Source organism: Pseudacidobacterium ailaaui, assembly GCF_000688455.1.
Taxonomy (GTDB): domain Bacteria; phylum Acidobacteriota; class Terriglobia; order Terriglobales; family Acidobacteriaceae; genus Pseudacidobacterium; species Pseudacidobacterium ailaaui.
The window spans coordinates 3,447,617-3,468,002 of the sequence record NZ_JIAL01000001.1; the positions used below are offsets into that span (position 1 = coordinate 3,447,617).

The 20,386-nt window shown below is 52.7% G+C and carries 15 protein-coding genes and 1 tRNA gene; 5 read left to right on the forward strand and 11 right to left on the reverse strand.

Annotated elements, in window-relative coordinates:
• Window positions 1-13: 13 nt before the first annotated feature.
• The 4 genes from N655_RS19390 to cysD are packed head-to-tail and all read right to left on the reverse strand — an operon-like array spanning window position 14 to window position 4,090.
• Window positions 14-838 carry a sulfite exporter TauE/SafE family protein gene (locus tag N655_RS19390; RefSeq protein ID WP_044934874.1) on the reverse strand — a complete coding sequence of 275 codons (825 nt, stop codon included), beginning with the start codon at window positions 836-838 and terminating at the stop codon, window positions 14-16.
• A gap of 3 nt (window positions 839-841) precedes the next feature.
• Window positions 842-1,525, reverse strand: a complete 684-nt coding sequence (locus tag N655_RS0115420) for a phosphoadenylyl-sulfate reductase (RefSeq protein ID WP_026443708.1) — start codon at window positions 1,523-1,525, stop codon at window positions 842-844.
• Window positions 1,515-3,146, reverse strand: a complete 1,632-nt coding sequence (cysN, locus tag N655_RS19395) for a sulfate adenylyltransferase subunit CysN (RefSeq protein WP_049961477.1) — start codon at window positions 3,144-3,146, stop codon at window positions 1,515-1,517. The genes N655_RS0115420 and cysN overlap by 11 nt, the downstream gene beginning before the upstream one ends.
• A complete protein-coding gene (gene cysD, locus N655_RS0115430) occupies window positions 3,146-4,090 on the reverse strand; it encodes a sulfate adenylyltransferase subunit CysD (RefSeq protein WP_285222255.1) in 945 nt (314 codons plus the stop codon). The genes cysN and cysD overlap by 1 nt, the downstream gene beginning before the upstream one ends.
• Before the next feature lie 556 nt (window positions 4,091-4,646).
• Here cysD and N655_RS0115435 point away from each other — a divergent pair.
• A complete protein-coding gene (locus N655_RS0115435; protein WP_081823751.1) occupies window positions 4,647-7,829 on the forward strand; it encodes a TonB-dependent receptor in 3,183 nt (1,060 codons plus the stop codon).
• A gap of 180 nt (window positions 7,830-8,009) precedes the next feature.
• On the opposite strand, the gene N655_RS0115440 is transcribed toward N655_RS0115435, so the two are convergent.
• Both N655_RS0115440 and N655_RS0115445 read right to left on the reverse strand, forming a co-directional pair.
• Complete coding sequence (locus tag N655_RS0115440) at window positions 8,010-8,321, reverse strand: DUF3467 domain-containing protein (protein ID WP_026443711.1); 312 nt, start codon at window positions 8,319-8,321, stop codon at window positions 8,010-8,012.
• A gap of 24 nt (window positions 8,322-8,345) precedes the next feature.
• Window positions 8,346-8,430, reverse strand: a tRNA-Leu gene (locus N655_RS0115445).
• Window positions 8,431-8,526: 96 nt separating this feature from the next.
• Between N655_RS0115445 and N655_RS0115450 the strand changes: the two genes are divergently transcribed.
• Window positions 8,527-9,786, forward strand: a complete 1,260-nt coding sequence (locus N655_RS0115450) for a cytochrome c3 family protein (protein WP_238324837.1) — start codon at window positions 8,527-8,529, stop codon at window positions 9,784-9,786.
• 14 nt (window positions 9,787-9,800) lie between these two features.
• On the opposite strand, the gene N655_RS0115455 is transcribed toward N655_RS0115450, so the two are convergent.
• Both N655_RS0115455 and N655_RS0115460 read right to left on the reverse strand, forming a co-directional pair.
• Window positions 9,801-10,928: a tetratricopeptide repeat protein gene (locus tag N655_RS0115455; RefSeq protein ID WP_081823752.1), complete on the reverse strand. Its 1,128-nt coding sequence runs from the start codon at window positions 10,926-10,928 to the stop codon at window positions 9,801-9,803.
• A gap of 161 nt (window positions 10,929-11,089) precedes the next feature.
• On the reverse strand, window positions 11,090-14,542 hold the full coding sequence (locus tag N655_RS0115460) for a TonB-dependent receptor (RefSeq protein WP_026443714.1): 3,453 nt from the start codon (window positions 14,540-14,542) through the stop codon (window positions 11,090-11,092).
• 406 nt (window positions 14,543-14,948) lie between these two features.
• Between N655_RS0115460 and N655_RS19400 the strand changes: the two genes are divergently transcribed.
• The 3 genes from N655_RS19400 to N655_RS19405 all read left to right on the forward strand — a co-directional run bounded on the left by N655_RS19400 (window position 14,949) and on the right by N655_RS19405 (window position 16,562).
• Window positions 14,949-15,623, forward strand: coding sequence for a TetR/AcrR family transcriptional regulator (locus N655_RS19400; RefSeq protein WP_069955834.1), 675 nt, complete (start codon window positions 14,949-14,951; stop codon window positions 15,621-15,623).
• The gene (locus tag N655_RS0115470; protein ID WP_026443715.1) at window positions 15,620-16,015 is read left to right on the forward strand and encodes a hypothetical protein; all 396 of its coding nucleotides are present in this window, start codon (window positions 15,620-15,622) and stop codon (window positions 16,013-16,015) included. The genes N655_RS19400 and N655_RS0115470 overlap by 4 nt, the downstream gene beginning before the upstream one ends.
• 112 nt (window positions 16,016-16,127) lie before the next feature.
• Window positions 16,128-16,562 (forward strand): DUF6010 family protein, encoded by a 435-nt coding sequence (locus N655_RS19405; RefSeq protein ID WP_049961479.1) that lies wholly within the window; start codon window positions 16,128-16,130, stop codon window positions 16,560-16,562.
• 64 nt (window positions 16,563-16,626) lie between these two features.
• Here N655_RS19405 and N655_RS19410 read toward each other — a convergent pair whose 3' ends face one another.
• The 3 genes from N655_RS19410 to N655_RS19415 form a co-directional block, all read right to left on the reverse strand.
• The gene (locus tag N655_RS19410) at window positions 16,627-17,448 is read right to left on the reverse strand and encodes an ArdC family protein (RefSeq protein WP_049961480.1); all 822 of its coding nucleotides are present in this window, start codon (window positions 17,446-17,448) and stop codon (window positions 16,627-16,629) included.
• Entirely contained in the window at window positions 17,435-17,569 is a 135-nt protein-coding gene (locus tag N655_RS21075; protein ID WP_285222256.1) for a hypothetical protein, read from the reverse strand. The genes N655_RS19410 and N655_RS21075 overlap by 14 nt, the downstream gene beginning before the upstream one ends.
• A 279-nt stretch (window positions 17,570-17,848) precedes the next feature.
• A complete protein-coding gene (locus N655_RS19415; RefSeq protein WP_049961481.1) occupies window positions 17,849-20,314 on the reverse strand; it encodes a TrlF family AAA-like ATPase in 2,466 nt (821 codons plus the stop codon).
• Between the last annotated feature and the right edge of the window lie 72 nt (window positions 20,315-20,386).

The following is a 20,386-nucleotide window of genomic DNA, read 5'->3' on the forward strand; positions in this document are numbered from 1 at the left end:
AGTCTTGTAGCTTTTATCGAGAAATCATGGCATTTTGCATCGGAGCAGAGACAGCAACACGCTTTTCGGGCTGCGCCGGTGCAGCCGATGGATGCACTGCCTGATAGCAGAATTGCAGCCCGATCAGGAAAAGCCATACCGTCAGCACTAGTCTTAACTGCCTGTGTGGAAGCTTGGGAGCAATCAGGGTGCCTGTGATGGCCCCAACCACGCCTCCAGCAAGAAGCTTTACCAAGAGCGTAGTGTCTGGGGTATGCGCCAGCAGATGCAGGCTACCACCAAGGATGGAAAGACACATGGCAAAAGCCAGATCTGTACCCACGACTTCTGAAGCACTTAAATTGGTAAAACCAAGCAGGGCGACGGTTCCCAGAGCACCCGCCCCAGAAGAGGAGAAACCAAGTTCAGCGCCAATAGGAATCATCAGAACAGCAAGCCAGCGACGGCGCTCCTTACGTCGGGGCGTATCTTTTTTTGCACGAAGGGCCTTATAAAAATGCAATCCTGAAGCGAAAACAATGATGCTGCCCAAGGCAAAATATAGAGGGGCATGGTGGCCATGTCCCACCACATGGCGGAAGAGGAGCACACCAAGCAAGACTCCCGGCAGGCCTCCCAGCAACATCATTCCCAGCACCTTCCAGACCACCTGGTTGCGCATGATCTGGACCGGGACCACGATCAGCTTTACGATCGACGCATACACAAGAGCAGTTCCCACGGCAACAGGCAACGGCACATGCAGAAACATGACCAAAGCCGGGGCCGTGACCGTACCCGCCCCGACGCCGGTAATCGCGATGGCAAATGCGATGAGAAAGCCGAAGAGCAGTTCCATTCTTTATTGGGCCTGAATGTGGATGCCGCACTCTGTTTTGCGTCCGGCCCAGCGGCCTGAACGCGGATCTTCGGGATCAAGAGGCAGGCTTGTACACGGTTCACAGCCAATGCTTGAGTAACCCCTGTCGTACAGCGGCAGAAGCGGAATGCCGTGCTCCTGTGCGTAATACCAGACATCGCGGGTCGTCCATTCCGCAAGCGGACTGATTTTGACCAACTCATGCCCGCTGGGTAATTTGAAATGGTCTACAGGCTGCAGATTTGCGCGCGTCCTGGCCTGCTCACGCCGCATACCCGTGAACCATTTTGTGTAATGCTCCAGTGCAGAAAAGAGCGGTCCAACCTTGCGCAACTTGCAGCACTGGTCAGGAGCGGTCTGGTGCAGAATGCCGAATCTGGCCTCCTGCTCAGCCACGGTCTGTTCAGGCAACAGGTTGATGAGGTTTAGGTTCCAGGCTTCAGTCATTTGGTCACGGTATGTATATGTTTCAGAAAAGTGATAGCCCGTATCCAGAAAGAGCACAGGCACAGCCGGGAAGATGGACCGCACCATGTGCAATACAACCATGTCTTCTGCCTGAAAGCTACAGGTCACGCACTCAGTAACTGATTTTGTTACACTTTCTGCAATCAGACGACGCGCAGCACTGACTTTTTCTGTAAGGCCCGGGACTTCAAAACTCATTTTCCATCTCCAATAAAAGTGCATCTGCCTGTGCCTTGAGGTCGTCCCGGCGTGGAACCGGCCTTCTCAACAGCTCATGTGCGTCTGGCCCGAGGGTAATGATCTCTGCTATCGCCTGTGATTTTGAGGGCACCAGAACAGAAAGTCCTGTATAGAGGAGAGCCCGCCATACTTCAGGCTTCTGGCTGCGGGTAATGACCACGTCTCTTCCGCTGGCAGAAAGCTTTTCTTCAAGCACACTTACTAAAACCTCTCCGGGCAACAACAGCAGGGTTCCGCTCATCTGCGAACGTTGGTTCTTGTCGAGGACCGTCTGCCGGACCATCCCCGCTCCCACAGTCGCATTATGGACCGGATCAATCAGAACAAAGCTGCCAGTTGTTCTGTTCTCGCTATATGCATCGAGTAACAACGGGCGGTTCGTGCGGACTTCAACCTCGCCAATCTCGTTGAGACGGAGGAGTGGCGAGGAGTGGCGATCCAGGGTTTCAATGTTCAACCTGTGCACCACACGCAGATGGGTCTTTACAGTCTGCGTTGTGTGCTTAAGCAGATATGTTTTTCCAGGCACAAATGGTTCTGTATGGAGCCAAACCAACGAGGCAGTGAAACGATCAGACACAAAAGGAGCATCCTCTATGTGTGCGATAAGGTCGCCCCGGCTAATGTCAATCTCGTCTTCGAGAGTGAGGGTAATCGATTGTGGTGCAAAGGCGGAGTCGAAATCACCGTCAAATGTATGAATGCCTTTGACGCGACTCGTTCTGCCCGAAGGCAAAGCGACAATTTGATCACCTAGTTTTACCGTACCCGAAGCAATCTGTCCTGCGAAGCCACGAAAATCCTGGTTGGGGCGGATGACGCGCTGCACCGGAAGGCGGAATGCAGCACTGCGCACTTCTTCCGCAATAGGTACACTCTCCAGATGCTCCAGCAGCGTTGGACCGTGATACCAGGGAGTCTTTTCGCTGCGCGAGACTACGTTATCGCCAAGCAAGGCACTCATGGGGATGGCCAGAAGATCGCGGATGCCGAGCTTTGCTGCGAGATCCAGAAGGGCCCGCTGGTGGTTCAGAAAGACCTCTTCGGAAAAATCCACAAGGTCCATCTTGTTGACAGCGGCCACCACATGGCGGATTCCCAGAAGCGAGGCAATAAACGCATGGCGTCGTGACTGCGTCAGGATTCCCTTGCGCGCATCCACCAGAATGATGGCCAGCTCCGCGGTAGACGCGCCGGTAACCATGTTGCGCGTGTACTGTTCGTGCCCTGGAGTGTCGGCAATGATGAACTTGCGCTTTGGCGTTGCAAAGAACCGGTACGCTACGTCAATGGTGATTCCCTGCTCTCTTTCGGCCCGCAGCCCGTCAGTCAGCAGAGCAAAATCAATGGCGGATGCTTCTCCAACATGACTGCGCGTAACCGCCTTGACCTGGTCTTCATATACGCTACGCGAGTCATAAAGCAGACGGCCGATTAGCGTTGATTTGCCATCATCTACACTGCCCGCGGTCGTAAAACGCAAAAGGTCCTTTTGCTGCTCGGCAGCCAGAAACTCTTCGATCGTGAAAGGAGCCGCGTCCTGATTCAGATCATCCAACACATGAGACAATACAGCCATCAGAAATATCCCTCGCGCTTCTTTATCTCCATCGAACCGTCCTGGTCGTGGTCAATGATACGGTTGGCACGTTCGGAGGACCGAAAAGAAATCAGTTCAGCAATAATTTTGGGTAGCGTGTCTGCGTCTGAACGAATCGCGCCCGTGCAAGGGCTGCATCCCAGTGAACGTAGCCGGCAGCGCACCCACTGCTCTTCTCCAGGCAATCCTTGTACAAAGGGCTGCTCTATCGGAATCAGGCTGTCCCCACGCACCAACATCCGGCGCTCTTTGGCAAAGTAAAGCGGCACAATGGGAATCTTTTCAAGGTGGATGTAGTGCCAGATGTCGAGTTCCGTCCAGTTAGAAAGCGGGAAAACGCGAATACTTTCTCCAGGACCAATGCGTCCGTTGTAAAGGTTCCACAGCTCAGGACGCTGATTTTTGGGGTCCCACTGTCCATTTATGTCGCGAAAAGAAAAGATGCGCTCTTTGGCGCGCGATCGCTCTTCATCACGGCGGGCACCTCCAAATGCTGCATCAAAGCCATAGAACTTTAACGCATCCAAAAGCGCTTGTGTCTTCAGAAATCCGCAGCATTTCTGCGTTCCCAGTGAAATTGGATTTGCCCCATTGGCCAGTGCTTCCTCATTCCGCCAAACCAGCAATTTCAGCCCCAGCTCACGTGTATAGTTGTCGCGAAATTCCAGCATTTCGCGGAATTTATAGCCAGTATCAATGTGTAAAAGCGGAAATGGAATGGGTGCCGGCCAGAAGGCCTTCTGCGCGAGGCGCAGCATTACAGACGAGTCCTTGCCGATGGAATAGAGCATGACCGGCTTATGAAACTCGGCCGCAACTTCGCGGATAATGTGGATGCTTTCGGCTTCCAGCATCTTCAGATGCGTCAGCCGTTTCTGACTCGAAACGATTGCTTCCTGTGAATTGTAGATTGCTGTGGCCACGGCTTTGTAAGCCTTCCTGTTTCGGGTGAAATAAGAGAGGCGGGAAATAAAAAACCCGCGCTCAGGACATCTGGCTGCGGGTCTGATCCTTACCTTAGCTGTTCCGTGTAGAAAACTCAGCGATTTCTACTTACATTCCAGCTTCCATACCCTCGCCAAGACGCGCTGATGGTGTGACAACAGCGACAGTCCATTCGACATGCGAGAGTACAGAACATGAAAGCCATGTGTTTTTCAGGATCTCGCAAAATATGATAGTTGTCAAATAAAAGTTGACTCAATTCCAATCTTGACGCATACTCTCACGTATGCATCGCACTCGGAACAATCTCTCCTGTCAATGTTGCGCCAGCAACTTTGTTCCGTCGCCTGGATGCAGATACTGATCTCTTCCCTCAATTTCATATCAAAACCAGCGCTTGCAGGGCTCAGGTAAAAGCATGTTACATCCTCTGATTCACCCGCATCTTCTTCTCATCGACTGTCACATCGCCTGTTGTTGACGCCCCCGCTCCTTCTTCTGTCATTTTTCAATTTTCTTCCCAGGAGTTTGCTTATGAAGCGCGTTCCCTTGCGCACCCATTTTGTCTTTTATTTCTATTTCTTGACGGTGTTCTCATTCTTGCTTGCAAACACGAGCGCAAAAGCCCAGGTTGTCGGCGCCACCATCTCAGGGACGGTGCGTGACGCATCCGGTGCCGCAGTCCCTCAAGCTTCCATTACGGTACACAATTTGGAAACGGGGGCCGAGCGTAGAGTTTCTTCTGACGGTGAAGGTCACTATGCTGTTCCATCCGTTCCTGTCGGACGCTATGAAGTGACCGCAGAAAAAGATGGTTTCTGCTTGCAATCCCGGAGCGGTGTCAATCTGGTCATCGGAGAAAGCGCCGTAGTGGATTTCTCTCTTGCTGTGGGTGAAGTCAGAGAAGAGATTGCCGTAACAGATGCGCCCCAGACGGTAAATCCAACGACACAACCTGTTTCTGGCCTGGTAAACGAACGGCAGGTAAAAGAGCTTCCCCTCAACGGACGCAGCTTTGATGAGCTGATTACCCTAAATCCGGCGGTGGTGAATTATACCGGTCAACGTTCCGGCTCAGTAGGTACGACGAATTCCGCTCCTGGAAATATGTTTGCCGTTGCAGGACGCCGCCCGCAGGACAACCTGTTCCTACTGAATGGAATTGAGTACACGGGCGCATCGGAGATCAATGTTACTCCCGGTGGCGTGAGCGGCCAGTTGCTCGGAGTAGACGCAGTGCGGGAGTTTAACGTCGTCTATGACACCTATGGCGCAGAATACGGGAAGCGGACCGGTGCCCAGGTAAGTATTGTAACTGCATCAGGCACAAATCAATTGCATGGCAGCGCTTTTGAATTTCTGCGGAACAGCGCCCTCGATGCACGAAACTACTTTGACCAGGCAGATATTCCCATCTTCCAGCGTAACCAGTTTGGCGGATCCCTGGGCGGTCCGCTACTAAAAAGCAGACTGCTGTTGTTTGGCAATTATGAAGGCTTCCGCCAGACTCTGGGTCTTTCCAATGTAACTCTTGTGCCGGACAACACCTCGCGCGCACAGGCCATTGCCAGCGTACGGCCATTGCTGGATCTTTGGCCAGTGCAAAATGGCCCTGAACTGGGAGGAGGCATTGCCATCGCCTACAATCATCCCCTACAGCACATTCGCGAAGACTTTGGTACTACACGGCTTGATTACAATATTTCGCAAAAGGATTCGGCTTTCGCCGTCTATACAATTGACGACAGCACAGCAAAGACCCCGACCGTCAATCCCCTTAGCGTAGTAGACACAGATCTGCGAGAACAAGTACTGAGTGCTCAGGAGCAGCACATTTTCTCATCCGACATCCTGAATACGGTGCGCATCGGATTTTCCCGCGGCGCATTTTTCTTCACCGGGGAAACCCCAGTCAGCATTCCAGGTTGGGTTGCGGGCAAACCTATCGGCGCGATTGTAATCGGCGGTGGAACAGCACTGAATGGCGCATCGCAAATCAGTCTGGCAGGGACGAACGCAGGCAGTAACCTAAGCGCTGTACGCAATCTTTTTACCTGGGACGATCACGTCTTCATCTCGCATGGTAAACATCAGCTAGAAGCGGGCGCATGGTTGCAAAAGCTTCAATCCAATAGCAACCTTGCACAGTATCAATATGGACAGGCATCCTTCACTAGCCTGAATGCATTTTTGAGTGGAACAGTAACCACCTTCACTGTTGTTCCCACTCCTACTGAGCTGGGCTGGCGATCACTCGAAGGAGCAGGCTTCGTGCAAGACACTTTACGCCTCAAACCGAACCTAGAGTTACGCTTTGGCTTTCGGTTTGAATCAACCAATGGATGGAATGAGGAGCAGGGTCGGGCATCAAACTTCATCTTTGATGAACACGGTGTGCTCCAAACCAACCCGCGTGTCGGTAGTTCTGCATTTACGGAGAACCGCGCAAAGTTTCTGCCCGAACCGCGCGTTGGTCTTGCCTGGTCACCAGGACAGACGACTACTACGGTGGTCCACGCGGGATTCGGTATCTATCGCGCCCTGCTGGACAGCCTGGATTATCGTCTTGACCAGAATGCCCCATTCAATACAACGCAAAGCATTAAAAATATTCCGGTCTCGGATCTTCATTTCGCACCTGGGCAGGCTCCTCCAACCGGCAGTCTCATCTCACCCAGCGGCATTCAACCTGACGCTCACACTCCTACGCTACTTGCATGGTCGCTCAATAGTGAGCAACAGGTTGCTCCTGCAACATCACTCACGGTTGGCTATTTGGGATCGCATGGATATCATCAGATGCTTTCTGCGGATATGAACGAACCAGTTCCCGTCATTTGCCCGGCATCTCCGTGCCCCACTACGCTCACGGCAGGAACAGTGTACTATCCCAAAGGTGCTCCTTTTGCGAACCCCGCTTTGGCCAATAGCACAACCTGGATTTCACGCGGTGTCGCATCCTACAATGGACTCACGATAGATATTCACCGCCGGTTCCAGGACGGATTCCAACTTCGCGCTGTTTATACTTTTTCAAAAAATCTTGACGAAGGCACCGCATGGAACTCAAGCGTAGGTGCGAATGCTCCAGGATTTGTGATGTATCCGGCGCACCCCGACTGGGACTATGGCCCAGCCAACACAGATATCCGTCATCTCACCGTGATTAACGGGACCTACGAGTTGCCCTTTGGACAAGGAAAACACTGGCTTCGCGACAGCAACTTTTGGCAGCAAAAGTTAATCAGCGGATGGACGGTAAGCGCGATAGCCAACCTGCAATCGGGGCTACCCTTCACTCCGCAGCTTGGATTCAATCCATCGAACAACGGAGATAGCCGTAACCCGGTGCGTCCTTCCATCAATCCTGAGTTTCATGGCAAGGTGATCGAAGGCACGCCAGTGCAGTACTTTAATCCGACTGCGTTTGTCGTGCCCGTTTCCGGAACTTATGGAAATCTTGGTCGAAACACGCTTACAGGTCCCGGACTCTCCTCACTTGATTTTTCATTAAGAAAAAATACTGCACTTACGGAACGACTGAATTTGCAATTTCGCGGTGAAATCTTCAATCTGTTCAACCACGCGAACTTCGGCACTCCAAATACAGTCGTTTACTCTTCAGCATCTTCAGCACCGTCCCCAACAGCGGGGGTCATTACTACTACCGCAACCACCTCACGCCAAATCCAATTTGGCCTGAAACTACTGTATTGAACAATAGGTGACAAGCGAAGGTCTGCTTTTGCCTGGCCCTCGTCGTAGAAGTTGGTCAGCAATTCGGGCAGGAAAGCTTTCGAACAGCACCGTAGCTAACGGCTGCTTTCCTTGCCCATCCTGCTCGCAAATCATTCCTGGTCAATCCGGGTGCTGGATGGGAATGTAGACATCATGATGCTAATGGATGGGTCCTTGAGGAATGGGTAAAGGTTGCTGCGGATCCAACGCTATGGGACCGAAGGTCTGCTCGTACTGAGCGATGTTCTGGCCAAGAATGTTGCATAATGCCTTGGCCTGCTGCGGACTGAGATAGATACCTTGTGTATTTTGAATATTTACCGCGTCAGGAGATTCCTGGTGGACCAATCCAAAGACAAGGAAAAAGTCCCACACGCTGACGCGAACCTGCACACTATTGGCATAGTTTTCACGGTATTCGGGAGACTGTGTGACGGAAATTTTGGGCTGCTGTGGTTGTGCGGGAATCATATTCTTCAGGGTATCCTAAGCGGCTGGTGCGAAAGGGGGGACTTGAACCCCCACGGGTTGCCCCGCCAGATCCTAAGTCTGGTGCGTCTGCCAATTCCGCCACTTTCGCACGTGGTGTAATCATTATAGGGGAAACGGTTCTGAATCTTTGAGTCAATTTCGTCTGGAAGACTATTTGTAAAATTCAGAGCGCAGGCTCTTGCTGGTGCGATATGATAAGTGCCGCAAAGGCAGTAGAGGTCGAACTGCGACCGAAAGCCGAATGGTCAAATTAAGGTACACACCGTTTTTCTTCATTTTCTGCTTCTCACTGCTTCATTGTGCAAAACTAGCCCGCCAAAACTCTGTGCAATCGATGATGACACAGGGCGGCCTACGACCCGGATATGTGGGCGACAAAGCCTGCATTCGCTGTCATCAAACAGAGGGCCTTTCTTATCTGCATACTTCGCACCACCTGACTTCCCAATGGGCAGACAAGGCTTCTGTGCTGGGAAATTTTCTGAATGGATCGAACATTCTCATCATTCATGACCCCGCAGCAAAAAACGGCGAGCCTGGCCTGTATTTCAAGATGGAACAAAAGGACGGTAGGTATTACGAAACAGCGGTGACTGGATGGCCCCCCGACCTCGAAAGGCGTAGCGAGCCGATCGATATCGTAATTGGTTCCGGTGTTCGTGGCCTTACCTACCTCTACTGGGATGAAGACAGACTCTATGAACTTCCTGTGAGCTATTGGAAAGCAGGACATCGCTGGATCAACAGCCCAGGATATGAAGACGGAACTGCCAACTTTTCCCGTCCGGTTACACCGCGCTGCATGGAGTGCCATGCTGCGTATCTTCAACCATTGTTCTCAGATCCATTGATGAACGCATATAACAAAGACAGTTTTGTGCCAGGAATTGCATGTGAAACCTGCCATGGTCCGGGCCAAAAGCACTTGTCGAAACAAATGGCAGGTTTGGGGGCAAAGGGCGACGGAACCATTCTGAATCCCGCAGAATTTCCCCGCGAACGACAGATGGACCTTTGTGCTCTATGCCACAATGGAGTGCAGCGCGAGGAAATTGCACCCGCCTTTTCCTATGTACCTGGAGAGCCGCTTAGCCAATATTTTCGTCCTTTGCCCGCAAGTAGCGAGGAACATCCGGATGTACATGGGGACCAGATTGGGCTACTGGAGAAAAGCCGTTGCTACCGTGAATCGAAAACCATGACTTGCTCAACATGCCATGATGTTCATGCACCAGAAAAAACGGCAGCTTTTTATTCTCAACGCTGCCTGCAGTGCCATGCCTGGCAAAGCTGCGGTAAGGCCAAAGTGCTCGGCGCGAAGATTCGACAGAATTGCACGACTTGTCATATGCCCGTTGAGCCGACACAGGTCATCGTTTCAAAAACCGCAGGAAAAGAAATACGGGCAATGATGCGAAATCATTGGATCAAAATCTATCCTTAAATCCATATTCAATCTTACTGAGCAGTGTTACGAGATTGGCCCAGTTTTTGCACCAGGGCCTGGACAGATTGGTTGGTCATCGTACTGGCTTTTTCCAGTTCAGCCTTGGCTTCATCTTTTTTGCCCATGGATTGATAGAGATGTCCAAGACGCCAATGTGGCGACACGTCCTTTGGGTCAAGCTCAATGGCCTTTTTCAATTCAACAACCGCTTCGTCTTTGCGATCCATACTGGCATACACGACGCCTAAATCGCGATGGACAAAAGCGATAGCGGGAGCCAGCGCAGCAGCTTTTTCCAATTCAGGCAGTGCGCGATGATAGTCATTCAGTTCTACCCAGGTGTCTCCAAGATAGGCATAAGACTGTGCACTTGAGGGATCATTTTCAATTTCAGCCTGGAATTCCTTAGCGGCCTCTTCATACTGCTTTTGCTCCCAAAGCAGATAGCCAAGTCCGAAGTGCACATTCGGCTCATGCGGATTGGTCCGAACGGCAGCTCGAAATTGCTGGGTGGCTTCAGCAACTTTCCCCTCTTCATCCAAGGCCTCTCCAGCCAGCATGTCAGCTTCGGCCGATTCCGCATTTAAACCGAGAATCTGCTTATAAACATCCATGACGCAAGCATCCTGCTTGCTCCACAGACAGGCATGGGCCAACGCAAGGAGTAATGGAAGATTTTGGGGGTCCTGGGCGGCAGCCCGCTTAAGATATGGGACCGCAATCAGGTAGTCACCCATGCCATAGTGAGACATACCCAGCAAAATGAGGAGCCTATGGTCGCCGGGGTGCTTTTTCAGCTCTTCGGTAAATGGCCGGATCGCATCCTGAAAACGGTTGGTCTTAAAAAGTGCCAGCCCCAGATCCATCTGAAGCCCGGGAAAAGCAGGGTCCAGTGACAGTGCCTTTTTATACCATAGAATCGCCTGATCAAAATGCTGTTGCTTTGCCTCCAGCAGACCTAAATGAGCAAAAGCTTCAGCGTGATGCGGATCCTGTTTTGCAATTGTTTCCCATATCGCTTCTGCTTTGACATATTCTCCCTGGTTTTCAAGGGCAAGCGCGTTTTGACGGCTATTCTGCGCCGATGCCATACTAACGGCCAGAAATGTTAACCCCATCATGCAGATATTTCGACGCATGAGATCTCTTTACAGCACACTATCCGTTTGTTGATAGAAAGGCAATTGCATCCACGTGCGACTTTCATTCCAGACAGCAATTCCCCTTCACCTTCAGGCTATGAAATTTGAGCTGAAAGAAAAGGCACAGCAGACAATGCTGCTGTGCCTTCAGGTACAGATCAGAAGTTAAGTACAGCACCAAGTTCAAGAACACGTGGGTCCCAGGTATTTGTGGGCTGACCAAAGTTTCCCGAACCATAACTGCCACCTACATTGTTGAACTCCGTGTGATTGAAGGTATTAAACGACTCAAATCGCATCTGGAGGCTGGCCCGCTCAGTAAAGGTAAACGTCTTGTAGAGCGAAGTGGTGAAGTTCGTTCGTCCAGGTCCAAGAGCGACATCCTTGCGCGCATTCCCGAAGCCCTGATTGGTGCCACCGGCCCACGCAGGTGTTGGCGTACTGAAGGGAGTAGTATCAAACCATTGTGTAGCCTTCTTCAGATAGTGCATTTTACCGCTGAAGTTTGGACGGTTTGTGTAACCACCACCCAGCCCGATTGGATCAAAGTTAATGGATAGGTTGGGTCCTTGATTCTGGATGATCACGCCAGACTCAAACACGGCAGTCCCGGCAATTTCCCATCCACCTAACAACGAATGTGTAAGACCATTGCCCTGTTCAAAGAACGGCAGCTTATAGATGTAATTAGCATTGAGAATATGCCTGCGGTCCAGGGCGCCGGAACCTTTGTCATACTTCAGGTTCCATGGATTGCTAACACCATTCAGATCATAACTGGTGATATCAATTTCATGTGACCACGTGTAGTCCAGCTCTCCACTCAGGCCATGTTTGTTTTGTGCTCGGATCCCCGTCTGAAAACCATTGTAGTTGCCGTTAGTCGTGTTCTCCTGCTGGTTGATACCAGTGTAGCCTTGGTATGTCCGATAAATATTTATATTCGCAAGAGAAGTGCCTCCGGGATTTGTTCCGGAATGGTTGCTTGGGTCCCCAGCGTTGGCCCGGACTGAAAGTGAAGTGTCCAGGGGGAAGTTGTTGATCTGGCGATCGACGTTCTGATGCCAGGCAAGATTTCCAACATACTGCACAACCCAGATCACCGATGGGACAACTTCATGCTGGACTCCCAGGCTAAACTGCGCGACCGCAGGGGCAGGATACGAGCGGGCCAAGGTGGTAAGGCCCTGGGCAAAGAAGGGCGTGGTTGCGGTCTGCCCTGTTACCCAGGAGGTGTGCGGGTCAGAAAGATAAACGTTGCTGGCCGAAGGATCGTTGGCAAAAGGCGGATTGGTTGCAGTGTTATAAATATCGTTGCCCTGCATGCGTTCATAGAATGTGCCCAGACCACCACGCAGGACGGTCCTTCCGGTACCCATCAGGTCCCAGGAGAACCCTACGCGAGGTTGTAGTGTCGCATAGTCATTGTTGACGACGCCCCTGGGATAGCCGTTTTGTCCAGCAATATACATACCATTTAGATAAAATGGCGTACCGTTGACATTTTGGAAGCCAGGCCCATTTGGATTCATGGAACCATCACTTAGCCATTGAGGTGCCTGGCTCTGCAGATACTGGTAGGGATCAAAGTTTGCGATGTAGTTCTGTCGTTCCCAGGCATGTGGCAGAGCATCGTAGCGGAATCCCAACTGAAGACTCAGACGTGGGGTAGCACGCCAGTTGTCATTCAAGTAGACAGAAGGGGTCTGGTTCACATAATGACGGATGGGAAGCGCCTGGTGCTGATCATAACTGCTAGCTAGCCCCAGCAGCATGTCCATCATTGAATCGTTCGTGAGAGTACCGAAGTAAAATTCTCCACCAGGTTGGCCAAACAGCTGCTGGTTCTTCGTGTAGCGGTTATAGCTGGCTCCGAACTTAAACGAATGCGTCCCGACTGTATAGGAAATATCAACACGCGGCATGAAATCCTGTGCAGCATTATGCCAGGGAGCCGAGCCGGGATTCTCCTGCGTGTTATACGGAGCGCCCCAATGCATATTGGGAAGGTTCTTTGAAGTGTTATTGAAATAGCGGTTCACGGACCAGCCGCTGGGCGTATAGGAATTATTACTGTTTACGATGTTGATGATATTGCCGTCGTAATTCATGCTGACTTCGAGCAGGAGATTTGGTGAAATACTGCCGGCCAGCTTGATCGTGGCACTATAGGAAGGATTGGAAAGCGTGCTGGTTATGGTGTTATAGCTGGCACCGGACCATCCAAGCATTGGAGCGGAATAAGCCTGACTCACAGCATCATGCATGAAGTGCCCCAGGAGATGCCACTTGTCATTGATATTGTGATCAATTCGCACCACATCATCGCGCACATCTATCGGTTGATTGGCAGAAGTCACCACGTTTCCGTTCGATAAATTTGGCTTGGGAATGATGCCCGAATTCAAATAAAGCACAGCGTTTGGATCAAACAATGAGGCAGGGATCGTATTGTTCGGGAATGGCTGTCCCGGGGTCAGGCCAAGAGATGCAAGCTTCGTGTTGTAAGCAGGGTCCTGAACCTTGGGAACCAGCAATTGTGTATTGGGTGCGAAAGCGGGAGGAACATAGTGTAGGTCCTGGCCGGCCGTGGGAAAATCCTGCGCTGGAAGCGTCTGCACAGAATTTGGGCTGCTGCCCTGGATGAGCTTACGCCATTCTTCGTTGACGAAGAAAAAGGTCTTCTGACGATCGGTGTTATATACACCTGGAATCATCAGTGGCCCGCCTACATTGAAGCCAAAGATGTTGTAGTTCAGTTTTGTGCGGGGCTGGCCGGACTGGTTGTTAAACCAGTTGTTTGCGTTGTAAGCAGTGTTGCGATTAAATTCCCAGAGCTGACCGTGGAAGTTCCGTGAACCACTTTTCAGTCCTAGAGTGATCGTAGCGCCGGAAGAGATGCCGTAGTCAGGGGGGTAATTGCTCGCAAGCACCTGAAACTCAGCGATGGCATTCTGCGAAGGCATAATGTCCATGCCGCCTGCGCCGCCGCGGTCGTCTGCCTCACCACCATCAATAAGCCATATGTTATGACTCTGCCGCAAACCATTCACACTGATTGTAAAGTTTGCCGCCACCGATGTCGGAGTATTGTTGTCGGGTAAAGCCGAGCTTACACCCAGTCCCAGTGCAGCCAAAGCCGCAAAATTTCGGTTCTCCGTTGCTATTTCGCTGATCTGATCAGCATTGATCAACGTGCTAACTACATTGGAGTCTGCCTGTACCTGTAAGGCATTTGCCTGGACGGTAACAGTTTCCTGTACGCTTCCAACCTGTAGCGTTATGTCGGCACGCACGGTTTGGGAGACATTGACGACGACTCCCTTGCGCAAGTAAGTCTGGAAGCCAGCGGCAGTAGCCTTCAGGTCATAGGTGCCAACGTTTAATCCTGGAAAACTGTAGACACCGCTGGAATTCGTCTGAGTGGTAAGCTCTGTGCCGGTGCTGGTTGAAGTGAGGGTTACTTGTACATTTGCTAGAGCAGCCCCATTAGGATCAGTGACGGTTCCGTTGATTTCAGAGTTCTGTTGTGCAAACGTGGTAAAGCTTGTGATTGCAAGAAACAGCGACAATAGAATCCACACACGTACGACGTTTCTACTCCATTGCATCTCTTTCCTCCAAAAGATCGGTCACATGCCGTACAGCTTGACCTCTTCTGTTCGGCATCCGCAGTCCCCTTTACAGAGAATCAATAAAACGATTTAGAACTGCGGCGAGAAATGTAGAAAGCAAGAGGAAGAGTTGTCAAGGTTTTTTTTGCAGAACAACCGAGGACATAATCACTTTTTAAATACATCTGATCAGATGTTGTTACATATATATACAAACCATTTGTCTTCGTAACATTAGAATGGGATACGCCTTTTTCTTATCGCTCGCAGCTTCTTCGGCTTCTTTACTGGCCGCAAGTTGCCATTGGCAGTTTCCAGGCTCGACGGAAGAAGCAGCCAAAGCTGACAAAATCCGCAAGTGATAAAAATACTAGTACGACCGTTCGTGCTATTATTCAAGAACATGAAAGACACTAAAAAGCGCATTCTTGCCCAGGGGCTCGATCTGCTGGCACAGAGAGGGTTTGCCGATGTCACGGTCGGCGTGCTTGCCCAGAAAGCGGGCATGTCGAAGAGCGGCCTCTTCGCCCATTTCGGCTCGAAAGAAGAAGTGCAACTCAAGTTGTTAGAGGAAACGTTGCGTGTTGGCGCAGCCGCATTCATCGAACCGGCAATGCGCAATCCACCGGGCCTTACACGATTACGCGCCATCGTTCACGCTTGGTTTGGATGGACACAAAAGGCCGGGTTGCATGGTGGATGCCCTATTGCAGCCGGTCTGTTTGAATTCGACGATGCACCTAAGAACCATCCCGTGCGTAAAAGGCTCTTGGCCATCGAACAGCAGTGGAGGGACCGCCTCGCTGCAATCACAGGTGAAGCCATACACAATGGTGAACTTCGGGCCGATCTCGATATCGCACAGTTCGTTTGGGAACTGTGCGGGATCTATCTGGCGCATCATGTATCCCAGCGCTTTATTAACGATCCGCTCGCAACCAAGCGTGCTGAAATAGCGTTCGAGGGGTTACTCTGCCGGTCGGCGCAGACCGGTCGGGAGCTCGCTGCGAGTGAGAACTTCGCCGCGCGTAAGCCGAAGCGCATTGCTCGTCCATCTAAGACAGAGGTACCCCGATGATTCGAACGCTTCTTCTTACCATTGCAGCCGGGGGGATTGCCCTTGTAATCGACCTTGCGATTGGGACGGCAGCCCCAAGATTCACTGATGTGCCCCGAGGATTTCCGCCGTTTACCTTCCTCCCGATTCTTTCAGGCACGGTCGGCGGTGCAGTTCTCGCCTCGATTGCATATTCAATTATGCGCATCACCTCACGTAATCCCGACCAAATCTTTTTCTTTGTATCGTTAGCTGTTTTTGCTCTATCGCTTGGTCTACCCTTGCGCTTGTCCTTCACTCATTCGTCTCATTTTGCGGGCGTCACGCCGTCCGCTCAAATGGTATTAGTCCTAATGCACGCCATCGTCATGGTCGTCAGTTTTGTCACGCTGACAGCAAGGCCACAGTCGTGATGAATTCCTCAACGATGAACGGTTATGAGAGAGGATTTGCAGTTCGTAAAACTCAGCTGCTAGGCAGTGGCCCTGTGGCAGTATCTACCGGCCAATTTTGGAAAGGACAACCATGTATATCTTGACGCCGCAAATCGGTATGACGAATGTCATCGCTCCAGTCATAGTTTCGGGAATCTTTATCACCCTGACTTCACTGTTCAAGGAGCCTACACGTCAGCAATTCAGTGCGCTGATGATAGCTGGAGCGGGCTTTGTATACTTCGGCGGGGGATTTCGCTTCTGGGAAGTCGGCTACGGCGTATTCTTCCTTTGGCTCGCATTCCGTTCACTCACTGACTACCGTTTTGTCGGAGTTGGTTGGATGCTTCATGTTGGATGGGACATTCTGCATCATCTGTACGGACGTCCAATCCTTCCCTTCATCCCGCTCTCCTCTCTAGGGTGCGCTATCTGCGATACCGGCATCGCCGCCTGGTATTTTCTTGGAGCACCCTCTATTTGGAGAAGAACTGCTGTACTTCAGACCACGGCTCCATCTCAGTGATTCGAGACACAAGACGGATTCGAACGCGATGTCGTTAATTATAAGGATATCTATGACCGATTCGCTAGGAGCCGACATAGGCCGCATCGCTCGCCGGATTGTGCGGAATGCCGCGCTCGGCAGCCAGGAACAAGCTGGTCATTTCGGCGCGCAGCTCCTCCTGGGCATAATTCAGGTCGCCAAAGCGATAACTCTCATTCAGTGTTTGCCGGTTGAGCCGGCTGGGATGGCCGGTCCAGTGAGCGAGCTCATGAAGCGCGGTTCCGTAGTAATCCGGCGCGGAAGAGAACGCTGCCTTGGGCGGCAGGTGAATCGAATCAGCGGAGCGATTGTAGAAGGCGCGATCGTTCTGATCGTGCAGGATGCGCGCGCCCGAGTGCTCCAGGATGGATTCGGCAGCTCGTACGATCTCGAATTCCTGGCGCTGCTTCGGCGTGTAGGACGGAATCCCATCGATCTGTTTTGCGTTGAACACAGTGTAGATGCGGTGAATCATCCGCGGCGCGATCTTGTCGCCCTGCTCGGAATGCGGCTGACTACCGCGTTGCTCCCGCTCGCGCGATGCGGACGGAAACTCCCAATATTCAATCTGCGTTCCGGTCTCGCCTCGACGGACCTGCCAGCCGCGTTGTTGCGCCTGCTTGTAGCTCATCCATCGCGGATCGTCATAGCCGCGTTTGGCAGCAACCGCCATGAGGTAGACGGCATTGCCGCCGCGGTATGGCTTTTCGGTGGTCGGATTGAATGGCGTTACGATCGCGCCCGATTGCCACGGTTTCTGCCACGGTGCAACACCTTCTTCGAGCATGCGAATGATGGCGTCTGTAGCTTCCTGCCGGAAATCGCGTTTGAAACTTTGCGGCTGAGGGCGATCAGTCGTTGCCATCCTCGCCTCCCTCATCAAAGCCGTCTTCCGGCTGTTCGTCTTCGAAGCCTGATCCTTCGAGCGGCTCGCCGTCTATAGAATCAAGAGGATTGGTAGAGTTTGGTTCAAAATTCTTCGGCATTTTAAAATCCTCTGAGATGCCGTACTATCCGACAGTCGTAGACGATCCCGTCAACTGCGATCGGCATCCCACTCATTAGGTATTGAAGGGATCGGTATGTGCCGCGAGAAATTGCGGATCTTGAAGGTTTCAGTCTCAGGCGGCCGCTTGTGCGTCAGCCTGAAGCTGATTGGGTGCTTGGAGCTCCGGTAGACGAGAACACGGGCAATCCTACGGCAACAAGTCCGTACTTCTGATAACGCAACTTAAACGCTTCCAGACCGCCCTCCATGACCTCGGCTATCTCGCGATTGATCTCGGGCACGTCGATTGCGCCGTGCACTTAATTTGCCCACCGGATTCCGTAGCCGTCGTTCGATAATCGCAGCACATTATGTATTCGGCATCGCCATTGACGACAAGGTTCGCGTTATGGCTTGCAAAGATCACCTGCCGGTGCGCCTTCGCCTGCCACAGCGTCTCCACGATCTCGTTTATGACTTTCATGTTCAGATCGTCTTCTGGCTGGTCGATGAGGAGCGGCGGGCCGTCCTGCAGCAGAAGGATCGAGAGGAGCGCCGTCGCTTGCTGGCCTGGCGAGGCGTGTTCGAAAGGCAGAAAATCGTCGTCGCGGACCTGATACTCGAACACGGGAAGGTCCTTAAGGTCGAACAATAGGAGCTCCAGCCACGCCGCAGGCTGAATTTGACGGGCAAGCGCCAGCTTCTCCCTAGCAGTGAAACCGGCGTTGTCGAAGCGCGGTGTGGTCGGCAACTGTGTGGTCGCCTCGTCCTCGACCCGCACCCACGCGAGCGATTGGAGCTCGTCCAGAATGGCATGCCAGGTTTCCAAAGGATCGGCAGCGTCGGAAATCTGCTCCACAAGTTTGTCGATGCGCTCGCCGCGGGCTTTCGTGCCTTTAATGATCTGCTTGAGTTTCTCCGCGAGCGGCGCGATGTCGGCCGCCCGCTTCAAAACGGCGTTGAGCCGCGATTTTGAAACCTTCGTAAGTTCTGAGCACTGGCCTTCGAGAAGATCGGCCCGCTTGCGATGTGCCGCCTTCCATTCGTTGCGCAGCGCCGTGAATTCCGCAGCTGGATCCCCGAGCCGAGCGAGTTGCTGGTTTTTGCCGTCCGCGATCTCATTGAGCTCTGCGAGCCGTCCTTCCAGTCCCTGTATCTGCTTAAGGGTCTCCTCGTGCGCGGCGGCGCGCCTTTTGGCCTCCTCATATTCCTTGCGATGAAGTTCGCGCCGCTCGCGCCATTTAGCAATGTTTGCGAAGTAGCGTTCCAGCGGCCTACCGGCGCTGGAGTCGTTGCAGGCGTCCTGAAACTGGGCGATGGCATTCTGAATGTCACCGATCCATCCAGCGATGCTCGCGTGCGCTTCTTTTAACAGTTCGCCATTTTCAGTGGCTTTGCCCGTGTCGATTGCTGTGGGGAGACGCTTAAATTCATTGGCCACGGCAGCGAGCGCCTGTTTCGCCGCGCCCATATCGCGTTCGAGCGTCTGGACGATCCGCTGCTCTGCTTCGTAAATGGCCTGCCGCGCAATGATAGCACGATCCTGCGGCGAAAGTCCCTTTAAGGATGCGCGGAGTTTTCCAATCTGCTCGTTAAGCGATTTGCGCTCGATCTCATGCGCCGCAATCTCAGATTGGAGGGTGCGGTAGCGGACAACCTTGTCAAAGCCGGCCCGGAGCTCGATCGCCAGCGCGCCAATTCGCTCCTGCAAAGCGTCAAGTTCGCCCTGGATGGGCGCATGGACGAAGCGGCGTAGCTCATCGAGGCGCGCCCCCACTGCACTAAGCTGCTTCTGGCTGTAGGCCCGTATGGGGAGCAGCTCCCGAACGTTCTGCTCCGTGCAGGACTGAAAGGAAGCGTCACCTATCTTCAGTGTCAGTTCTCCCGAAGCCTTTCGCCGGACAACATGGGCCACACCGTTCAGCAGGAACGATACATCGACAACCGCGTCGAGCGGCAGCAGCGTACCTTCGATGAGCGTTTGCCGTCGCTTCTGGAAATCCGCAAGTTCTTCGCCACTGTTGTCAGCGCTCGGCGGTTGGTCGCAGAGCGCCCAGCGGATGTATTCGAGAATCGTAGATTTACCGGTTCCGCGCCCGCCAATGACCGCATTGTACTGAGGGTTGAAATCGAGAGCGATAGGGCCAAGGAATTTGCTATTCGACACCTCCACGCGGGTAATCCGGATGGCGGGCAATCGGGGCTCGACGTGCGAAATCCGCGAAAAGCGCGCCAGGCATGCTTGGCGAAGCGCTTCCGCGGTGGGCCGCGCCCATTTCACCCAGGTCACATGCTGGCCGAGTTCCGAGAAATTCCGGTTACGGTTATCGGATGTCTGAAAGACGGCAATCGCCTTGTTGCCGTACTCTTTGTTCCTCCCATCGAGAATCTCGATATTCCCCTTGCCGTGTTGCGCTACGGAACCATCTACGAAACCGCCGACACAAGGCATGCTTTTGTAATGCGCGGCGAAGCCGCTTCGTAGCAGGGTGGAGTTCCCGCTCTCGCCGACATGCGGGAAGACGATGAAGCGGTCGCGTAGAAACTCGCGCTTGTTCAGTTCGTCGTACAGTTCTTGCAGGGTCTTGATGTGTTCAAGGCGCTGAACGGGCGCGTGCCGCGCAGCGCCGTCCGGAGCGGGCGTGACGCTTAGGGCTTGGACGACTTGGGGCAATAGATCGACCGGAAAATCTGCGTCCAGAATGAGAAGGGCCTGACAGGGCACGGCCAGCGTCAGTTCCATGCCGGAAAAACGGTCAGCCGCCGTTCCGGCGGCAATGCGTTACCGTTCTCATCTGTCTCCAGTTCGGCAGCC